This window comes from Collinsella sp. LCP19S3_D5, from assembly GCF_052121415.1.
GTDB lineage: Bacteria > Actinomycetota > Coriobacteriia > Coriobacteriales > Coriobacteriaceae > Collinsella.
Genome location: NZ_JBQKEH010000009.1, coordinates 28,669 through 46,113, shown reverse-complemented (window position 1 = coordinate 46,113; position 17,445 = coordinate 28,669). Strand labels below are relative to the sequence as shown.

At 57.4% G+C, this 17,445-nt stretch carries 14 protein-coding genes and 1 tRNA gene; all 15 read right to left on the bottom strand.

The features are described from left to right. Positions 1-62: 62 nt before the first annotated feature. The gene (locus tag ACTQXO_RS05155; RefSeq protein WP_441038749.1) at positions 63-809 is read right to left on the bottom strand and encodes an anti-sigma factor antagonist; all 747 of its coding nucleotides are present in this window, start codon (positions 807-809) and stop codon (positions 63-65) included. A gap of 81 nt (positions 810-890) precedes the next feature. Beyond that, positions 891-3,236, bottom strand: a complete 2,346-nt coding sequence (locus tag ACTQXO_RS05150; RefSeq protein WP_441038751.1) for a GAF domain-containing SpoIIE family protein phosphatase — start codon at positions 3,234-3,236, stop codon at positions 891-893. 59 nt (positions 3,237-3,295) lie between these two features. After that, a tRNA-Leu gene (locus ACTQXO_RS05145) sits at positions 3,296-3,385 on the bottom strand. A 595-nt stretch (positions 3,386-3,980) separates the two neighbouring features. After that, positions 3,981-5,009, bottom strand: a complete 1,029-nt coding sequence (locus ACTQXO_RS05140) for an ABC transporter ATP-binding protein (RefSeq protein ID WP_154517434.1) — start codon at positions 5,007-5,009, stop codon at positions 3,981-3,983. Beyond that, positions 5,010-6,101: an ABC transporter ATP-binding protein gene (locus ACTQXO_RS05135; protein WP_154517437.1), complete on the bottom strand. Its 1,092-nt coding sequence runs from the start codon at positions 6,099-6,101 to the stop codon at positions 5,010-5,012. It lies immediately after the preceding gene. 2 nt (positions 6,102-6,103) lie between these two features. Further along, complete coding sequence (locus ACTQXO_RS05130) at positions 6,104-6,994, bottom strand: ABC transporter permease (RefSeq protein WP_441038768.1); 891 nt, start codon at positions 6,992-6,994, stop codon at positions 6,104-6,106. Positions 6,995-7,053: 59 nt separating this feature from the next. Continuing rightward, a complete protein-coding gene (locus ACTQXO_RS05125; RefSeq protein WP_304212150.1) occupies positions 7,054-8,091 on the bottom strand; it encodes an ABC transporter permease in 1,038 nt (345 codons plus the stop codon). Between the two features lie 157 nt (positions 8,092-8,248). Then, a complete protein-coding gene (locus tag ACTQXO_RS05120; protein WP_441038752.1) occupies positions 8,249-9,925 on the bottom strand; it encodes a peptide ABC transporter substrate-binding protein in 1,677 nt (558 codons plus the stop codon). Positions 9,926-10,217: 292 nt separating this feature from the next. Beyond that, positions 10,218-10,472: a preprotein translocase subunit SecG gene (gene secG, locus ACTQXO_RS05115; RefSeq protein ID WP_006236144.1), complete on the bottom strand. Its 255-nt coding sequence runs from the start codon at positions 10,470-10,472 to the stop codon at positions 10,218-10,220. Between the two features lie 164 nt (positions 10,473-10,636). Continuing rightward, a complete protein-coding gene (gene gpmI, locus ACTQXO_RS05110) occupies positions 10,637-12,190 on the bottom strand; it encodes a 2,3-bisphosphoglycerate-independent phosphoglycerate mutase (RefSeq protein ID WP_441038754.1) in 1,554 nt (517 codons plus the stop codon). Between the two features lie 5 nt (positions 12,191-12,195). Next, the gene (gene tpiA, locus ACTQXO_RS05105; RefSeq protein ID WP_154517452.1) at positions 12,196-12,963 is read right to left on the bottom strand and encodes a triose-phosphate isomerase; all 768 of its coding nucleotides are present in this window, start codon (positions 12,961-12,963) and stop codon (positions 12,196-12,198) included. Beyond that, the gene (locus ACTQXO_RS05100) at positions 12,956-14,146 is read right to left on the bottom strand and encodes a phosphoglycerate kinase (RefSeq protein ID WP_441038755.1); all 1,191 of its coding nucleotides are present in this window, start codon (positions 14,144-14,146) and stop codon (positions 12,956-12,958) included. The genes tpiA and ACTQXO_RS05100 overlap by 8 nt, the downstream gene beginning before the upstream one ends. Before the next feature lie 140 nt (positions 14,147-14,286). Beyond that, positions 14,287-15,312, bottom strand: a complete 1,026-nt coding sequence (gene gap / locus ACTQXO_RS05095) for a type I glyceraldehyde-3-phosphate dehydrogenase (protein WP_154517458.1) — start codon at positions 15,310-15,312, stop codon at positions 14,287-14,289. A 193-nt stretch (positions 15,313-15,505) separates the two neighbouring features. Beyond that, entirely contained in the window at positions 15,506-16,435 is a 930-nt protein-coding gene (whiA, locus tag ACTQXO_RS05090) for a DNA-binding protein WhiA (RefSeq protein ID WP_154517461.1), read from the bottom strand. 6 nt (positions 16,436-16,441) lie between these two features. Continuing rightward, a complete protein-coding gene (gene rapZ / locus ACTQXO_RS05085; protein ID WP_427718645.1) occupies positions 16,442-17,362 on the bottom strand; it encodes an RNase adapter RapZ in 921 nt (306 codons plus the stop codon). Between the last annotated feature and the right edge of the window lie 83 nt (positions 17,363-17,445).

The following is a 17,445-nucleotide window of genomic DNA, read 5'->3' as shown; positions in this document are numbered from 1 at the left end:
ACTTTTTTCAAAAAAGTTGCCCAAAGCAAGTTCACTCAGGAAAATCATGTCAACCCAAAGCGCTAAGCGCACGATTCCAATGCCGAACTAAACAGCTTCACCATCCGAACGCGTGTGCCGGCACCATCCGTGCGACGGGCAACCTCCACATTATCGACGAGCATGCGCATAAGCTTGATACCGCGTCCGCGTTCCTCGGACGCCATAGGTTCGCTCGCCCCATCGATAGAATAGCCAGAACCTCGATCAAGCACCTCAAGCACAACACGGTCCCCATAGGCCTGAATCGTCAGGATGCAGCCAACACCGCCCGCATGGTCATATGCGTTACCCAATGCCTCCCCCAACGCTAATGCGACGTCATAGCGCTCATCACGCCTCAGGGGAAGCGATTCGAGAAGCTCGGCCACACGGTGCCGATAATACGGGAGATTCTCGATGCCTCGCTGCACCTTGACGCTCTTGCTCCATCGCGGCAACTCCCCCACCGGAATGGCGGGAATCGACTCCCGCACCGGACCCGCAACATGAAGGATGTCGACAAGTCGGGCAATCTCCAAAAAGCGAACGACCTCATCGGAGGCGTTAACAAGCGAAAGCAGCCCTTCTCGTCTCATAAGCTCTCTGGCACGCGTAAGCAAAAACGCCAAACCCGTCGAGTCGATAAAACCCACGGTCTGGCAATTGATGACAACACGGCGCACGCCCCGGTCGATTAAATTATCCAACCGTCGGCGCAGCTCGGGCACCGAGGCGATATCGATATCGCCCGGTGGCGCCAAAACCGCTATGTCATTCCACTCATTCATGCGACCATGGTTCCCCAAAAGAGCTCGCTCGATGCAAACTTTTCTGCAACCGTTAGGATTCTGTATGCCCAACGTCGCGACCTACGATCGACCCCGTAAAAACTCAAGGGACACCAATGCAATGTCATCGTCCAGCGCCGAGTCGGTAAAGCGGTCAAGCTCGCCCAAGACCTTACCGCAGATGCCCGATACGCCCTCACCCGAAACAGAGAGTAGAAGGTCGCGCAGGCGTTGCTCGCCAAAGAAAGCACCCGAGCGGTCGCGCGCTTCGATCGTTCCGTCGGTATACATAAACAGCATGTCACCAGGATCGAACGTAAACACGCCCGTCTCGTACACCATGCTCTCAAAGGCACCGATCACGCCCGATTGGCACCCAAGGAGCTCCACTTCTCCCCCGCAGGTCTCTCCTCCGCCATGCGGCGTCGACGACGGCCTAATGACCATAGTGGGAGGATGTCCCGCAGAGCAATAGGTAGCGCGGCCCGCTTTAAGATCAATCTTGGCGATAAACGCCGTCACAAACGTCTCGACCCTCGAAAAGCCCATGAGCATGCTATTGAGCGAGCGGGCCATGCGAGCGGGTCCCGCACCCTCCCAGGCATAAGCCGTCAACGCCGTCTTGACGAGCGCCGACATCGACGCCGCCTCAATTCCTTTGCCGGAGACATCGCCCAATATCATAACGGCGCAATCGTCGGGAAGACGGACAAGCGTATAGAAGTCACCACCAACCAACGCCGAATTCGTTGCCGACAGGTATACCGAATCGGTTGCGATGCCCGGAACGTCGCCTAGCGAATTTCTCATGCCAATCTGAAGCGTCTGAGCGATATGACGCTCTTCACGCTTTTGAGACTCGCCCTCATAGATCAGCTCAAAGTCGTGTGCCAAATGCACCATGTAGTCGTATTCAAGGTCGTCGATTGGCTCCTGGCTGCCATCACGGAGCAGCAAAACGCGCCTCGTCGGTCCCTTGGCGATATCAGCGGGCACGATTGCATCGTTGCTTCGCGTACCATCCGCCTCCGAGCGGCAGCGCCCCGCCTCGATACCGGAATCGACATAAAGTCCCTGACACGGCAGGCCGTGGGCTCTCAACCATGCGCCCATAGTCGTGGATTCGTCCACGCGCGTAAGGCGCACGTGCTTGAGGTCGTCGGCGCTCGTCCCGCCCAGCACCGATGTCTCAAATCCATCGGAAATTGCCCCCAGGCGCGCCGCCGGCGTCGTGACAGAAAAGAAGAGTGACTCCGGATCGCCCGGCAATGCCACACGACTGCCGCCTTCAAAATCGATGACATAGGTTCCGAGGCCCGCATCATACTCCACGGGGCAGAAATGGCAACTGAGCACAGCGCAGATTTCGGTCGACACCGCACGCGAGGCGGCAATAGGATCATCGAGATAGGCAAACAACTCATCGCGCAGCACGTTGAGAGAACGGCCAAGCTCTGCCGTGCGACGTGAACGCAGACTCGATGCCATGCCGACTAGTTGGATGGAGAGATAATCGCAAATGACCTCGAGCACGTTGACATCATAGGCAAGCGGCGCCTGCGGACGTTTCCAACCGACCTCCAACACACCGAGCACCTGAGTGCCATAAAACACGGGAAGACATATCTCGCTGCGGTATGGAGGCATATCTTGCACGCGTAGCAGGTGCTTAGAACGATTGTCCAGGTCCATGAACATACCCGAGGCAATCCTATCGCCCTCAAGGTCCTGCTGAATCGACAGGCGGCAGGCACGAGACTCACGGAGCACATACGTCGGGATACCCGCACCATACGGCATAAACTCGGGCAGGTAGCTGTCATACAGCTCCTTGGAAACACCGCGAAGCTTAAAACCGCCGCTCTCAGAAAAATAGATGGCAGCACCCGAGGCATCGAGGGTTCCTACAAGCTGGTTCAAAACGGTATCCAACAAACTAGGCAGCTCATCGGAGCCCACCGTGCTCATAATGACCGACAACGTGCCCGAGAGGCGCTTATTCGCCACTCTGAGCTCCGAAAGCGCACGCTTGAGCTGACGGTCATGCGAATACTGCTCTTCGATACTATGGAGCGCCACGAGAACACGCGGCGCACGGCGGCCAAAGATACGAGGCGGCGTAACCGAGCCGGCACAAACTAGGACGGGAATAAAGGAGCCGTCACTTAGCTTAAGCATCAGCTCGCTCTCGGTACCATTGGTCTCAAAAGGAAGACGATGTTCTGTCGCGCGTTCAAATGCTGACGAGTACAAGAGATCTTTAACGTCCCCGTTGATCACATCGGAACGTTCCTCGCAGATCAAGTCGAGCAAGCGATTGTTTACATGCAAAATGGTTCCGTCGAGCTCGCAGATAATGACAGCATCGCTCGTAATATCGACCAATTGGGCAACGTCAACCCACTCATTGCGCTCAAGCGTTTCCATCGTGAACCTCACCGTCTATCGGTAACAAAAAAGCCTCCGAAGAGGCTTCTCAAATGCGATGGTGTCGGAGGCGGGACTTGAACCCGCATGACCAAAAAGCGGTCACTAGCACCTCAAGCTAGCGCGTCTGCCAATTCCGCCACTCCGACATGCTATATTGTTGATTCGCAGTTCGTTTTGTTGGACCCGCGCTTTCAACGAGGAAGATAATAACCTATGATTCGAGAACTGTGCAAGCACTTTTTTCAAAAAAGTTTACGAATTTGAAAATGAGCAGGTAGACTGACCTGTTCGGGCAGGAATGAGGTTGCCTTCCAACGCGTCCTCGGGCATGCGGCATTATTTTGATCTGCGCTTCGCGCTACAAAATAATGCCGCCCCCTGCGGAATGCGTTGGAAGGCAACCTCATTCCTGCCCTAGGGGCACATGCTTCATGCACAGTTCTCAAACATGTTCTGGGGGCTGATATTAATTTAGTGGCTCGGCTTTGCCGAGCCCTTTTATGGGGAGGCCGGAGCTAAAGCTCCGGCATCGCTCAATTTCTTATTAGATTAAGTGAGCGATCAAGGAATCGCCCCCCTGCAGTGGTAACACAGGGCCCGTGCTGGACTTAGTTTTCAGAACATTCCGCAGACCAGGAAACCCCCTTATCCGCAGCTCCAAAGGAGCAGGATAAGGGGGTTTCCATGGTCGAGGACGTTCTGAAAACTAAGTCCAGCACGGGCCCGGACGAAAACAACCGACTACAGGTCGATATGCGATTCCTTGATCGGGAACGGCTCGGCGAAGTGGCAGGCGCAGCAGTGGCCCGGAGCAACTTCCCTAAACTCGGGAAGCTTCTCGGAGCAGATGCCCTGCGCAATCGGGCAGCGCGTGTGGAAACGGCAGCCAGTCGGCGGATCCAGCGGTGACGGCGGATCGCCGGCAAGGATGATGCGCTTACGAGACTTTTGGATATCCGGATCGGGAACCGGCACGGCAGACAGCAGCGACTGCGTATACGGGTGGTGAGGCTCGCTATAGAGCGTCTTCCAGTCAGAAACCTCGACCACCTTACCCAGATACATAACGGCAACGCGATCGGAGATGTGCTGAACGACGGACAGGTCGTGGGCGATAAACAGATACGCCGTACCAAACTTGTCCTGCAGTTCCTTAAGCAGGTTCAGAACCTGGGCCTGAATGGACACATCCAGAGCGGATACCGGTTCGTCACAGATAATCAGCTTGGGCTTCAGCGCAAAGGCGCGGGCAATGCCGACACGCTGACGCTGGCCACCCGAGAACTCATGAGGATAGCGGTTGATGTGCTCGGGGTTCAGTCCGACAACGTCGAGAAGCTCGCGGACGCGCTCAATGCGCTCCTCCTTGGTTCCCACGCCGTGAATGGTCATGGGTTCGGAGACGATCTCGCCGATGGTCATGCGAGGATTCAGCGAGGCATAAGGATCCTGGAAGATAAACTGCATCTCGCGACGCATATCCTTGATCTCATGCTTGCTCATTTCGGCAACATCTTTACCCTGGAAGAACACCTTACCGGCGGTCGGCTTGGTCAGGCGCATGATGGTGCGACCCGTAGTGGACTTACCGCAACCAGACTCACCAACCAGACCAAAGGTCTCACCAGGATAAATCTCAAAAGAGATGTCGTTTACAGCAGAGACGACGCGCTTGGAAAAACGCTTGGCGAACATGCCGGACTCTGCGGGGAACTCCTTAGAGAGGTGCTCGACCTTCAGTAGCGGAGTGCGCTCGTTATTGTCTGCCATTTACGCCTCGCCTCCCTTCTTGGAATCCTTACGCGTGCGGGACGTCTCAGGGGCGTTCTTGAGGAACTCGGGGTCACCGGAATAATGACACGCAGAATAGTGGCCGGACTCGGTGACAAAACGCTCGGGGCGCTGCTTGCGGCACTTATCGGTCGCATAGGGGCAACGAGGCGAGAACACGCAACCCTCGGGCAGGTTCATGAGCGAAGGCGGGTTGCCGTGAATCGGCGTAAGCGGCTTCTTCTCATCGATGGCCTGCTCCGGGATGGAGCGAATCAGGCCCCAGGTATAGGGGTGACGGCTCTCGTAGAAGATTTCCTCAGCAGTACCGAACTCGACGGGACGGCCGGCGTACATAACCATGATCTTGTCGGCCATATCGGCGACAACACCCAGGTCATGGGTAATCATGATGATGGCGTTACCGTTCTTCTCCTGCATTTCCTGCATAAGCTCAATAATCTGAGCCTGGATGGTAACGTCCAGGGCAGTCGTGGGCTCGTCGGCAATCAGAATATCGGGATCGCAGGCAAGGGCCATGGCAATCATGACGCGCTGACGCATACCACCAGAAAACTGGTGCGGATACTCATTGACGCGTTTCTCGGGCTCGGGAATGCCAACGAGGTCCAAAAGCTCGGTGGCGCGCTTGAGCGCCTCCTGCTTGGAGTAGCCACGGTGCAGACGAAGGCCCTCACCCACCTGCTTGCCGATCTTATAGACCGGGTTCAAGGAGGTCATAGGATCCTGGAAGATCATCGCGATATCGTTGCCACGAATGTGCTGCATCTCTTCCTCGGTCATCTCGAGGATAGAACGTCCGCGATAGCGAACGTCACCGCCCTCAATCTTTCCCGGAGGCATCGAGATAAGACCCATGATGGTCATGGCGGTCACGGACTTACCGGAGCCGGACTCACCGACGACACCCAGGGTCTCGCCACGATCGAGCGTGTAGGACACACCATCGACAGCGCGAACGACGCCATCCTCGGTGTGGAAATACATCTTAAGGTCATCAACCTCGAGCAGATGCTGGCCCTCGGGAACCGGCTGGTCCTTCAGGTCCACATAGTTCTTGTTCTTCTTCATCCTTATGCGTCCTTCATCTTGACGTCGAGGGCGTCGCGCAGACCGTCACCCAGCAGGGTGAAGGCGAGCACCGTCGAGAGAATTGCCAGACCGGGCATGATCATCATCCAGGGAGCAGTCAGAAGATACTGCTGACCGTCCTGAATCATGGAGCCCCACGAAGGCGTAGGCGGAATAACGCCCATGCCGAGGAAGGACAGAGCGGACTCGGTCAGAATGGCGCCACCAATGTTCATAGTCGCGTAGACCACGATGGAGGCAACGGAGTTCGGGAAGATGTGACGCACGATGATACGAACATCAGATGCACCCATCGCGCGCGCAGCGTCAACATAGTCGTTTTCCTTGACCGTCAAGATCGCGGATCGGAAGACGCGCGCAATCGAAGGCCAGCCAAGAATACCGATGGCGATAAAGACGTTCTGAAGACCACGGCCGATAACGGCGATCATGGCGACAACGAACAGCACGTACGGGAACGCAAGGAAGATGTCCGCACAGCGCATGATGATCGTATCCCAGATGCCGCCGTAGAAACCGGCCAGAGCGCCCATGACCAGACCAATCACCGTGGAGATCGCAGTGGCCATAATGCCGACGGACAGCGAAACGCGTGCACCGTAGATAACGCGGACGAGAATGTCACGGCCAAGGGAGTCGGTGCCAAACGGGTGCTCTGCACACGGAGCCAGCAGCGACGTCTCGGCCATGGTGGTCGAATCGGAAGCCGTCGGCGAACCGAGCCAGGGCTTAGCCCACAGATCTGCGGTCAAGGCAACCACAACGACGATAATGATCCAGCAGACACCGATAACGGCGAGCTTGTTCTTACGAAGACGCTTAAAAGCGTCGCCCCACAGCGTGCGAGACTTGGCGGGAGCAGATGCAGCCATGGTGGCGGTAGCCTGCTCCTGAGACTGAGAATCAGTTTCCTGCATGAGACGTACCTCCCTTAGGCCTTATCCGACGGACCGCCAAGGCGGATGCGCGGGTCGAGGAATGCATAGCTAATGTCGACGAGCAGGTTGATCACCATGACGACGACGACGATGAGCGTAACGCCGCCCATAACGATGGGCCAGTCACGCATGCTAATGGCGCGATAGACCTCATAGCCGATACCGGGCCAGTTAAAAACCGTCTCGGTCAGGATGGCGCCCGAAAGCATGGCACCAAAGTCGACACCAATATAGGTAACGACGGGGATGAGTGCATTCTTAAGCGCATGCTTGATGATGATCGCGCGATTGGAGAGACCCTTGGCCTTTGCCGTACGGATGTAATCCTGGCTCATGACGTCAAGCAGCTGCGAGCGCATAATGCGGGCGGCATAAGCGGTCGAAACCGAAGCCAGCGTAATGGTCGGAAGCACATAGTGCATCCAATCCTGATACTGAGAACTGGAACCACCGGCACCCGAGATCGGCATGGAGAATGCACCGCCCGTGGCGTCCTTGAGAATGACGCCAAAGAACAGCTGCAGCAACATACCGAGCCAGAAGGCCGGGACGGCAACGAGGATCGACGTGGTGAGCGTTACCAAAATATCCCAGAAGGAATAACGCTTTACCGCCGAAATGATACCCGCACCGATACCCATGATTGCCTCGAGTACGATGGCGCACGCGGCAAGTTTGACCGTATACGGATACTTCTGGGCAAAGATTTCCGTAACCGGCAGCTTGCGCTGATAGGAATTACCCAGATCGCCATGAAGCAGGCCGTTCATGTAATACAAGTAACGGTCCACGAGCGACGTTTGAACGGGGTCGCCGTTCTCGTCAAGGATCGCGTTGCCGTCCTCGTCCGATTGGACCAGGTGATAGCGGACGCGAAGCTGAAGCTCCACCTCGGGGGACAGAGCCTTGTCTCCACCGATCAGCTTGATCGGATCTCCCGGCACGATATTCTGGAGGGCGAACAGAATCAGCGTAACGCCCAAAAATACCGGGATGAACTGAAGCACACGTTTAACGATGTACTTACCCATACCACTCCCCTATCTAGGGATTAACTTAAATGGGATGCCGATCGCCAGACCGGCATCCCAAAATTACCATCAGCCAGTTTACCCCAGGTTAGGGAGAACTGTATGTTTCCCATGAGGTCTACGTAAATACTTGACCCTCACGGAAGCTGCAAAACTCTTAGGCGAGCTCAGCGGTACCCAGATCGGCGTGCTTCTGCGGATCGACATAGAGGTACTTGATGCGATCGGAGCCGGCGATGGTGTGCGTGTAGAACATCAGCGGGATGACCGGGCAGTCAGCAGCGACCATTGCGTCGGCCTCCTGCATCTTAGCGACGCGCTCTTCGTCGTCAATCGTGGTACGGGCCTCGTCGACCTTGGCGTCGAACTCGGGGTTGTTGTAACCAGAACGGTTGTCGCCACCGAGGGAGTCGGAGTGGAACAGCGGATACAGGAAGTTGTCCATGATCGGGTAGTCGGCAATCCAGCCCAGACGACCGAACTGATAGTTGAGGTTCTGGTACTGCTCGAGCAGGGCAGACCACTCGGGGGTATCGGAGACGGCGGTAACGCCAACCTTGGCAAGGTCACCGATGATGGACTCCATGATCTCCTTGTGGCCACCGTCCTGGTTGTAGGACAGAGTCACGTTAATGCCACGATCGCCGTTGGCGTCAGCGGGAGCAACCTTGTCGAGGTACTCGTTAGCCTTGTCGACGTCGTAGGCGCAGAACTCCCATGCGCCCTCCTTGTAGCCATCGATGCCCGGAGGAACAATGCCGTCAGCGGGGGTGCGGGTACCCTTGAAGATGGTCTTGCAGATGGCCTCACGGTTGATGGCCAGGGAGATACCCTTACGCAGATCGGCGTTGTTGAACGGCTCGGCCGTGGTGTTGCAGGTCAGGTAGTAGGTGGAAGGCTCGGCACCGAGCAGCATGCGCTCGCCGTCGCCCATGGTGTAGCCGTCCTTGGACTCGCCGCGATCCTTCTTGGCGGCGTCGATCTGGGCAACGGGAACGTCGCAGATGTCAAGGTTACCGGCCTGGAACTCCTTGTAAGCGGTCTCCACGTCCTTGATGACCTGGAAGTGGATGCCATCGATTTTGGCCTTGTCGCCATAGTAATCGTCGAACTTCTTGAGGTTGATCTCCTGACCATCCTCCCACTTGCCGTCCATCATGAACGGGCCGTTACCGATCGGGGCAAGGTAGAAGCTCTTAACATCGGACTCGGCGCACTCGGGAACAGGGGACAGAGCCGGATGAGAGGCGACGAAGGGGAAGTCGGCGTAAGCGGAAGTCAGCTTGACGACGAGGGTCTCATCGTCAGGGCAGGTAACACCGCTGAGCTCAGTAGTGTTACCGGCAAGCAGATCGTCATAGCCCTCGACCATGGAAAGGTGATAGGAGACCTCGGAAGGACCATACTCTTGAGCGACAGCGGACTTGGTGCTGACCAGACGCTCCCAACCGAGCTTGAAGGACTTGGAGGTAACGTCATCACCGTTGTGGAACTTGGCCTTCTTGATCTTGAAGGTAAACTCGGTGGCGTCGTCGTTGGCCTCGAAGGACTCGCAAGCCAGCGGAACGATCTCGCCCTTCTCGGCGTCATAAGAGGTCAGAGCGTCAAAGAGCTGGTACTCGACCTGAGTGCCCTGGTCCTCCTGGACATTGTAGGGGTCGATGCAGACCGGGTTATTGATGTAGAAGTTCAGCGTCGAACCGGACTCAGAACCGGAAGCGTCGCCGCCCTTCTTGCCGCATGCGGCAAGAAAAGCCATGGAGCTCGCAGCAAGGGTACCGCCGACAAAGGCGCGACGACCCATAACGGGCTGGTGGAACATAGAATCAGCCATGCCATCCTCCTTATGAGATAGGACAAAGAAATGTTCAGTCGGACATTTGTCGAGACAATCCGATCCGAACTATCGAAACGCCGCCCGTTGCTATGGCTGGTTATGCACAACAGGCCAACGTTTTCAATACAGTAGCGCATTTTATGCACGATTTGGGGCCAATTCCGGTTAACGGTCGAGAATTTCTTTAGTTGGGCGCAGTATGTGGTGATATTCTGACTCTGTTACAAATATGTAAACAAAAAGGGCCCCGCACTTGCGGAACCCTTTTTATTTTTTATGCGATTCGTGCTTAGTAGCCCACGATGCCCTGCGGGAAGAAGAACATGCACAGGACGACGCACACGGCAAAAACAACGGCCATAATTACCGTCAGGCGATCGAGGTTCTGCTCCATGACGCCCGTGGCAGAGCTGGAGTTATACAGCGAGCTAGCGATCATATCCGAAACGCCGGTGCCCTTACCGGAATGCATCAGGACGAGAATCGTCAGCGCCACGGCTGAGACAGCCCAAACGACAAACAGAAGAATCTGGAACGGACCCATAGATAAGCTCCTTAATAGAACAGTTCAAACTCCAGTACTGTACCACAATCCCCCGCTCTCCCCTACCTGACACTCAAGGACGGGGTGGAAATGGCAGAAATACCAAAAAGGGGGTTGTCCGGTTGTGGACAACCCCCTTACTAGAAAACGGTATTTGTTTTCTATTAGGCCTCGGTGGCGAGCACGCGGCCCGTCATCTCGGCGGAAGGCTCCAGACCAGCCATGGTGAGCATAGTCGGGGCGATATCGGAAAGTCGACCGTCCTCGATACCGGTGAGCTGTGCCTTCTCATCAACGATGATGAACGGCACGCGGTTGGTGGTGTGAGCCGTAAACGGATGCTTGGAACCGTCGGAAGCAACGTCAAACATGTGATCGGCGTTGCCGTGGTCGGCGGTAATCAGCGCAAAGCCGCCCTTAGCGAGAATCGCCGGGACAACCTTGGACAGGGCATCGTCAACAGCCTCGACAGCCTTAACGGCCGCGTCGAAGACACCGGTGTGACCAACCATGTCGCAATTCGCGAAGTTCACGATGTAGAAATCAGCGCGGTCCTCGTTGATGGCAGCGACGAGCTTCTCGGTAACCTCGGGAGCGCTCATCTCGGGCTGCAAATCGTAGGTAGCAACCTTGGGGGAAGCGACGAGCACGCGCTCCTCGCCCTCCTTGGGCTCCTCGATGCCGCCGTTAAGGAAGAACGTCACGTGGGCGTACTTCTCCGTCTCGGCGGTGTGCAGCTGCTTCAGGCCATTGGCTGCGATAACGTCAGCCAGAACGTTCTCGGGGAACGTCTTGGGGAAGGCGACCTCGACGTCAAACGTCGGATCATATTCGGTCATCGTCACAAAGTGCGAGAGCTTGATCTGCTCGCGCTCAAAGCCGTCGAACTCCTTGTCCGTGAACACGCGGGTCATCTGACGAGCGCGGTCGGGACGGAAGTTGAAGAAGATGGCCGCGTCGCCCTCGTGGATGCCCTCGTTGTGGGCAGCGAACGGCTCAACGAACTCATCGCCGCGCGGATCCTTCTCGTAGTAGGCCTTGATACCGGCAACGGGGTCAGTATCGGCATCGGACGCATTGACCATGACGTCGTAGGCGCGCTCGATGCGCTCCCAACGGTTGTCGCGGTCCATGGCCCAATAACGGCCCGAGACGGTAGCAACGCGAGCGTCGCAACCAGTCTCCTCGGAGATCTTGGCCAGGAAGGCGCAGAACTCGCTCATGTAGCCGGCACCGGACTGCGGATCGACGTCGCGGCCATCCATAAAGGCGTGAACGCGAACGGTCTTAATGCCATACTGGGCAGCCATCTTGACCAGGGCCTCGACATGGTTCATGTGAGAATGAACACCGCCGGGGCTCATGAGGCCCATGAGGTGCAGGGTCTTGCCCTCGGCCTTGACGTCACCCATAGCCTTGACGAAAACCTCGTTCTTGGCGATGGAGCCGTCCTTGATGGCGTTATTGATGCGCGAAAGCTCCTGAAACACGATGCGGCCGGCACCGATGTTGAGGTGACCCACCTCGGAGTTGCCCATCTGGCCGTCGGGAAGGCCCACGTCCTCGCCCGAAGCACCGAGCGTGGTGTGAGGATACTTCTCGTACAGGCTATCGAGGAAGGGCGTCTTGGCGGCAGCGACGGCGTTCTCGCCGTCGGCCGGAGCCAAGCCGCAGCCATCCATGATGATTAGGAGTGCAGGAAGATGACGCTGTGCCATATGCCCTACTCGCCTGCCTTGACGACCATAGAGGCGAAGTCGGCAGCCTTGAGCGAAGCGCCGCCCACGAGGGCGCCGTCAACGTCGGGCTTGGCAACAAGCTCAGCGATGTTGGCGGGCTTGGCGGAGCCACCATAAAGAACGCGGATGCCGTTGGCGAGCTCCTCGCCGAACATCTCCTTGAGGGTCTCACGGATAGCGCCGCAGACCTCCTGAGCGTCCTCGGCGGTAGCGGTCTTGCCGGTGCCGATGGCCCAGATGGGCTCGTAGGCGACGACGACCTGCTTGGGGCAGGTGATCTCAAGACCCTCGAGACCAGCCTTGACCTGGTTCACGACATGCTCGACATAGGTGCCGGCCTCGCGAACCTCAAGGGACTCACCGCAGCAGAAGACGGGAACAAGACCGGCGGCAACGAGAGCCTTAGCCTTCTTGTTCTGGTCCTCATCGGTCTCGTGGAAGTAGTCACGACGCTCGGAGTGGCCGATGATGCAGTAGGTGCAGCCAGCGGACTTGAGCATGTCGCAAGAGGACTCACCGGTGAAGGCACCCTTGGCCTCCCAGTACACGTTCTGTGCACCGAGGGCGATGGGGGCAGCCTGAATGCGGTCATGAACCGTAGTAATATCGATGGTCGGAGGGCAGACGAGCACCTCGACGCCAGCCGGCACCTCGGGCAGAGCCTGGGCCAGCTCGTCGGCGAGCTTGGCAGCCTCGGCGACGTCGTTGTTCATCTTCCAGTTACCAGCGATAAGAAGGGTGCGATTAGGCATCGAGAAGCGCCTCCACTCCGGGCAGGGCCTTACCCTCGACGAGCTCCATGGAAGCGCCACCGCCGGTGGAGATCCAGCTCATCTTGTCGGCCAGGTTAAACTTGTTGACGGCTGCGACGGAATCGCCACCACCGATGATCGAGGTGCAATCAGCCTCGGCGACAGCCTCGGCGATAGCCTGGGTGCCGTGAGCGAAGTTGTCGAACTCAAAGACGCCCATGGGGCCATTCCAGAATACGGTCTTGGCGCCCTTGACGGCCTCGGCGTAGAGCTCCTCGGTCTTGGGGCCGATGTCCATGCCCTCACGGTCGTCGGGGATAGCGTCGGAAGCGACAACCTCGGGGACAGCGTCCTCGCCAAAGTGGTCGGCAACACGGTTGTCGATGGGGAGCAGGATCTTGACGCCCTTCTCCTCGGCCTTCTTGAGCATCTCGCCAGCGCGCTCGACCCAGTCCTCTTCCTTGAGGGACTGACCGACGGTCATGCCCTGAGCCAGGAAGAAGGTATAGGCCATGCCGCCACCGATAATCAGGGTGTCGGCGGAGTCGATGAGGTGATCGAGAACGCCGATCTTGGAGGAAACCTTGGAACCGCCGACGATGGCGACGAAGGGACGCTCGGGCTCGGCGAAGATACCGGTCAACGTGTCGACCTCCTTCTCCAGAAGGAAGCCAGCGACTGCGGGCAGGTAAGCGGCGGGACCCACGACGGAACCCTGGGCGCGGTGAGCGGTACCGAAGGCGTCGAGGACGAAGACGTCGCCATAGGAAGCGAGGGTCTTGGCGATCTCGGGATCGTTCTTCTTCTCACGCTTGTCAAAACGGACGTTCTCGAGAACGAGGACCTTGCCCGGCTCGACGGCGGCGACGGCCTCGACGGCCTTCTCGCCATAAGTGTCGGCGACAAAAGCAACATCGAGACCAGAGAGCTCGGCGAGCTTCTTGGCGACGGGCTCGAGGGAAAGCTCGGGCTGGAAGCCGGTGCCCTCGGGACGGCCGAGGTGGCTCATGAGGATAACGCGAGCATTGTGCTCAACGAGATAGTTGATGGTGGGCAGGGCAGCCTTGATACGGGTGGTGTCGCCAACGACGCCATCCTTGATAGGCACGTTGAAGTCAACGCGGACGAGAACGCGCTTGCCGTCGACATCGATGTCGCGGACGGTCTTCTTGGTAAAGGCCATGTTTGCTTCTACCTTTCGTACGTGTCTGCCTCCCATTACGGCAGACGATTTCTTATAAAAAGGGCGCGACCTTAGGGTGTAAGCCCTATAAGGCCGCGCCCTTTTTTAGACGCTCAACGAGCTATTCGCTAAAAGCTAAATTAAGCAACGAACTTCTCGAAGTACTTGATGGTGCGGACCATCTGAGAGGTGTAGGAGTTCTCGTTGTCGTACCAAGAGGTAACCTGAACGAGGGTCTGGCCGTTGCCGAGGTCAGAGCACATGGTCTGAGTGGCGTCGAAGATGGAGCCATGGGTCTCGCCGATGATATCGGTGGAGACGATGTCGTCCTCGTTGTAAGCGAAGGTCTCGGAGATGGTGGCAGCGTAGGCCTTCATAGCGGCGTTGACCTCGTCGGCGGTAACCTTCTTGTCAACGACAGCGTAGAGGTTGGTGAGGGAGCCGGTCGGCGTCGGGACGCGCTGGGCGGCACCGATGAGCTTACCGTTGAGCTCGGGGAGAACCAGGCCGATAGCCTTGGCAGCACCGGTGGTGTTGGGGACGATGTTGACGGCGCAGGCGCGGCTACGACGCTTGTTGCCCTTGCGCTGCGGGCCGTCGAGCGGCATCTGGTCGCCAGTCCAGGCGTGAATGGTGGTCATGATGCCGGACACGATGGGAGCGAAGTCGTTCAGACCCTTGGCCATCGGGGCGAGGCAGTTGGTGGTGCAGGAAGCAGCGGAGATGATGTTGTCCTCAGCGGTCAGCGTCTCATGGTTGACGTTGTACACGATGGTGGGCAGATCGCTGCCGGCCGGAGCGGAGATGACGACCTTCTTGGCACCAGCGTTGATGTGGGCCTGAGCCTTAGCCTTGCTGGTGTAGAAGCCAGTGCACTCGAGAACGACGTCGACGTCGAGGTCGCCCCAAGGCAGGTTGTTGGCGTCGGCCTCCTTGTAGATCTTGATCTCCTTGCCGTCAACGGTGATGGAATCCTCGCCAGCGACGACCTCGTGATCGCGAGCATAGTTGCCCTGCGTGGAGTCGTACTTCAGCAGGTAAGCGAGCATATCGGGAGAGGTGAGGTCGTTGATAGCGACGATCTCGGAGCCCTCATGACCGAACATCTGACGGAAGGCCAGACGACCGATGCGACCGAAGCCGTTAATAGCAACCTTTACTGCCATTGTGTCTCCTTTCGTAAGGCCCCCGCAAGCTACAGCGCCCGCCGTTGAGGCCCACAAACTAACCACTCGCCTAATATACCTTTTTTTTGACTTGAATTTCACGAGAATGCTCGAAATTGAAAATCAAATTTGCTTTAAAACGTTTTAAAGCATAAAACAGCAGTTCAAGTACTATATAAACTGCCGCTTTAAACTACCTGTTCGCTTCAATGAGCTTTTCAAGACGCAAAACACGGTGATATAGGGCCGACTTTGACAAAGGAGGGTCGGCCATCTCCCCCAAATCTCGCAGTGAGAGATCGGGATAGCGCTCACGTAAGTCACAAAAGGCCGCCAAGGCATCCGGGAGCACATCGCGCATGCCGCGTCGCTCAAGCTCCTCGATAAGCGCGAGCTGATGTTGGGCAGCGCCGGCGCTTCTCGTCTGGTTGGCCAGCTCAGCATTCACGCGACGATTTACGTCGTTTTTCACCAACTTGACCGCACGGGCTTCCTCGATTTCGGCAACGCTGCGCTTGGCACCAATCAATTTGAGCAAATGCTCAATCTCCTCGGCGCTCTTGATGTACACGGCATATGATCCTCGCCGGGCGTTGACGCGCGCATGAACCCCGACCTGCTCCAACAGGTCGCAAAGCCCCTTGGCGTATTGTTCGCCCTGCACCGCAATCTCCAGGTGAAAATCGCCACGCGGGTCTGCCACAAAGCCGCCGGCAATCAAAGCGCCGCGAATGTAGGCGAGCCTGCAGCAGGGCCGGGCGACGATATGGCGCGGCACACCGGCGACGAGCCCTCCCCTGCGGTCGAGAATGCCCAGCAGAACCAAAGCCTTATCGAGGTCGGGCTGGTCGGGCAAGGTGATGAGATAGTTTCGCACCTTATGCAAGACCGACTTGCGAACGGTAAACTCCGTTTTGAGCTTGAGGATGCGGTGCGTCAGCGTAATCATCGTGCGTGCAACGGCACCCGTCTCGGTCGCAACCGTCAAACGGTACCGACCAGAGCCCGCCAGCGAAAGCGTGCCACTCACACGTGTAAGAGCGGCAAGTGTCGACAGATCGCAATATTCACATTCGGGTTCGCAGCGCGCAAGCTCGTCACGCACCTCGGCGGTAAACGACATTCAAACCTATGCTTTCGTATTGGCACGCGACAAGTCGCGGTGAGAAATGCTCACGTGATACTGAGCACCTTCCAGGTATCGGGCCGTAGCCTCTGCAATGGCAACGCTGCGGTGCTGGCCGCCCGTACAGCCGATGGCAATGGAAAGCTGCGGCTTGCCCTCCGCGATATAACCCGGCATGACCGTATCGAGCAACTGCGTCCAAACCTTCCAGAACTCCTGCGTCTTGGGATGGTCCAGGACAAAGTCGGAGACCTTCTTATCGAGGCCGGTCAACGTGCGCATCTCGGGGTCGTAGAATGGATTAGGCAGGAAGCGAACATCGATCATGATGTCTGCCTCGACGGGCATACCATGCTTAAAGCCAAATGAGAAGACGTGGACGTCCATGAGCTGCTGGTCGGACAGCTCTGAAAAAGCCGCACGCAGCTTATTGCGTAAAGCAGAGGTACGAAGGCGGCTCGTATCGATGATCATATCGGCTCGGTCGCGCACGCCCTGGAGTTGTAAACGCTCGCGCTGGATGGCGTCGGCCGTGGTCTCCCCCGGCTTCGCAATGGGATGGCGGCGGCGGTTTTCGCTGTAGCGGCGAATCAGCACCTCATCAGATGCATCGAGAAACACAATGTCACAGCTCATCTCGCGCTCTTCCAAGGCGGCAACGGCGTCAAGCAGCTCATCAAACAGGCCTTGGCTGCGAAGGTCACAGGTAACAGCAAGATGTCTACCCACACCCGTATTGATGCCAACAAGCTCTGCGAGCTGCGCAATCAGGCGCGGAGGCAGGTTGTCGATACAAAAATAGCCCATGTCCTCAAACACATGCATGGCTTGCGTTCGGCCCGATCCGGACATTCCGGTGATGATGACGATATCGGGAATGCGCTCCGTGCGCTCCGCCGCATCCATGGCATCTCCCTTTTGCATGTGCTGCCTCCTAAAATAAGCGCAGGACCCGGCCAGCGGATCCCGCGCGATCAATTGCCTTAGTTGAGTATACCGCCCCAAGC

Excerpts from the sequence above, each read along its gene's own strand:
- ACTQXO_RS05130 (WP_441038768.1), bottom strand. The coding sequence starts at position 6,994 with ATGGCTGCATCTGCTCCCGCCAAGTCTCGCACGCTGTGGGGCGACGCT.
- ACTQXO_RS05150 (WP_441038751.1), bottom strand. The coding sequence starts at position 3,236 with ATGGAAACGCTTGAGCGCAATGAGTGGGTTGACGTTGCCCAATTGGTC.
- whiA (WP_154517461.1), bottom strand. The coding sequence starts at position 16,435 with ATGTCGTTTACCGCCGAGGTGCGTGACGAGCTTGCGCGCTGCGAACCC.
- gpmI (WP_441038754.1), bottom strand. The coding sequence starts at position 12,190 with ATGGCACAGCGTCATCTTCCTGCACTCCTAATCATCATGGATGGCTGC.
- secG (WP_006236144.1), bottom strand. The coding sequence starts at position 10,472 with ATGGGTCCGTTCCAGATTCTTCTGTTTGTCGTTTGGGCTGTCTCAGCC.
- ACTQXO_RS05155 (WP_441038749.1), bottom strand. The coding sequence starts at position 809 with ATGAATGAGTGGAATGACATAGCGGTTTTGGCGCCACCGGGCGATATC.
- rapZ (WP_427718645.1), bottom strand. The coding sequence starts at position 17,362 with ATGCAAAAGGGAGATGCCATGGATGCGGCGGAGCGCACGGAGCGCATT.
- ACTQXO_RS05125 (WP_304212150.1), bottom strand. The coding sequence starts at position 8,091 with ATGGGTAAGTACATCGTTAAACGTGTGCTTCAGTTCATCCCGGTATTT.
- ACTQXO_RS05100 (WP_441038755.1), bottom strand. The coding sequence starts at position 14,146 with ATGGCCTTTACCAAGAAGACCGTCCGCGACATCGATGTCGACGGCAAG.
- gap (WP_154517458.1), bottom strand. The coding sequence starts at position 15,312 with ATGGCAGTAAAGGTTGCTATTAACGGCTTCGGTCGCATCGGTCGTCTG.
- ACTQXO_RS05135 (WP_154517437.1), bottom strand. The coding sequence starts at position 6,101 with ATGAAGAAGAACAAGAACTATGTGGACCTGAAGGACCAGCCGGTTCCC.
- ACTQXO_RS05120 (WP_441038752.1), bottom strand. The coding sequence starts at position 9,925 with ATGGCTGATTCTATGTTCCACCAGCCCGTTATGGGTCGTCGCGCCTTT.
- tpiA (WP_154517452.1), bottom strand. The coding sequence starts at position 12,963 with ATGCCTAATCGCACCCTTCTTATCGCTGGTAACTGGAAGATGAACAAC.
- ACTQXO_RS05140 (WP_154517434.1), bottom strand. The coding sequence starts at position 5,009 with ATGGCAGACAATAACGAGCGCACTCCGCTACTGAAGGTCGAGCACCTC.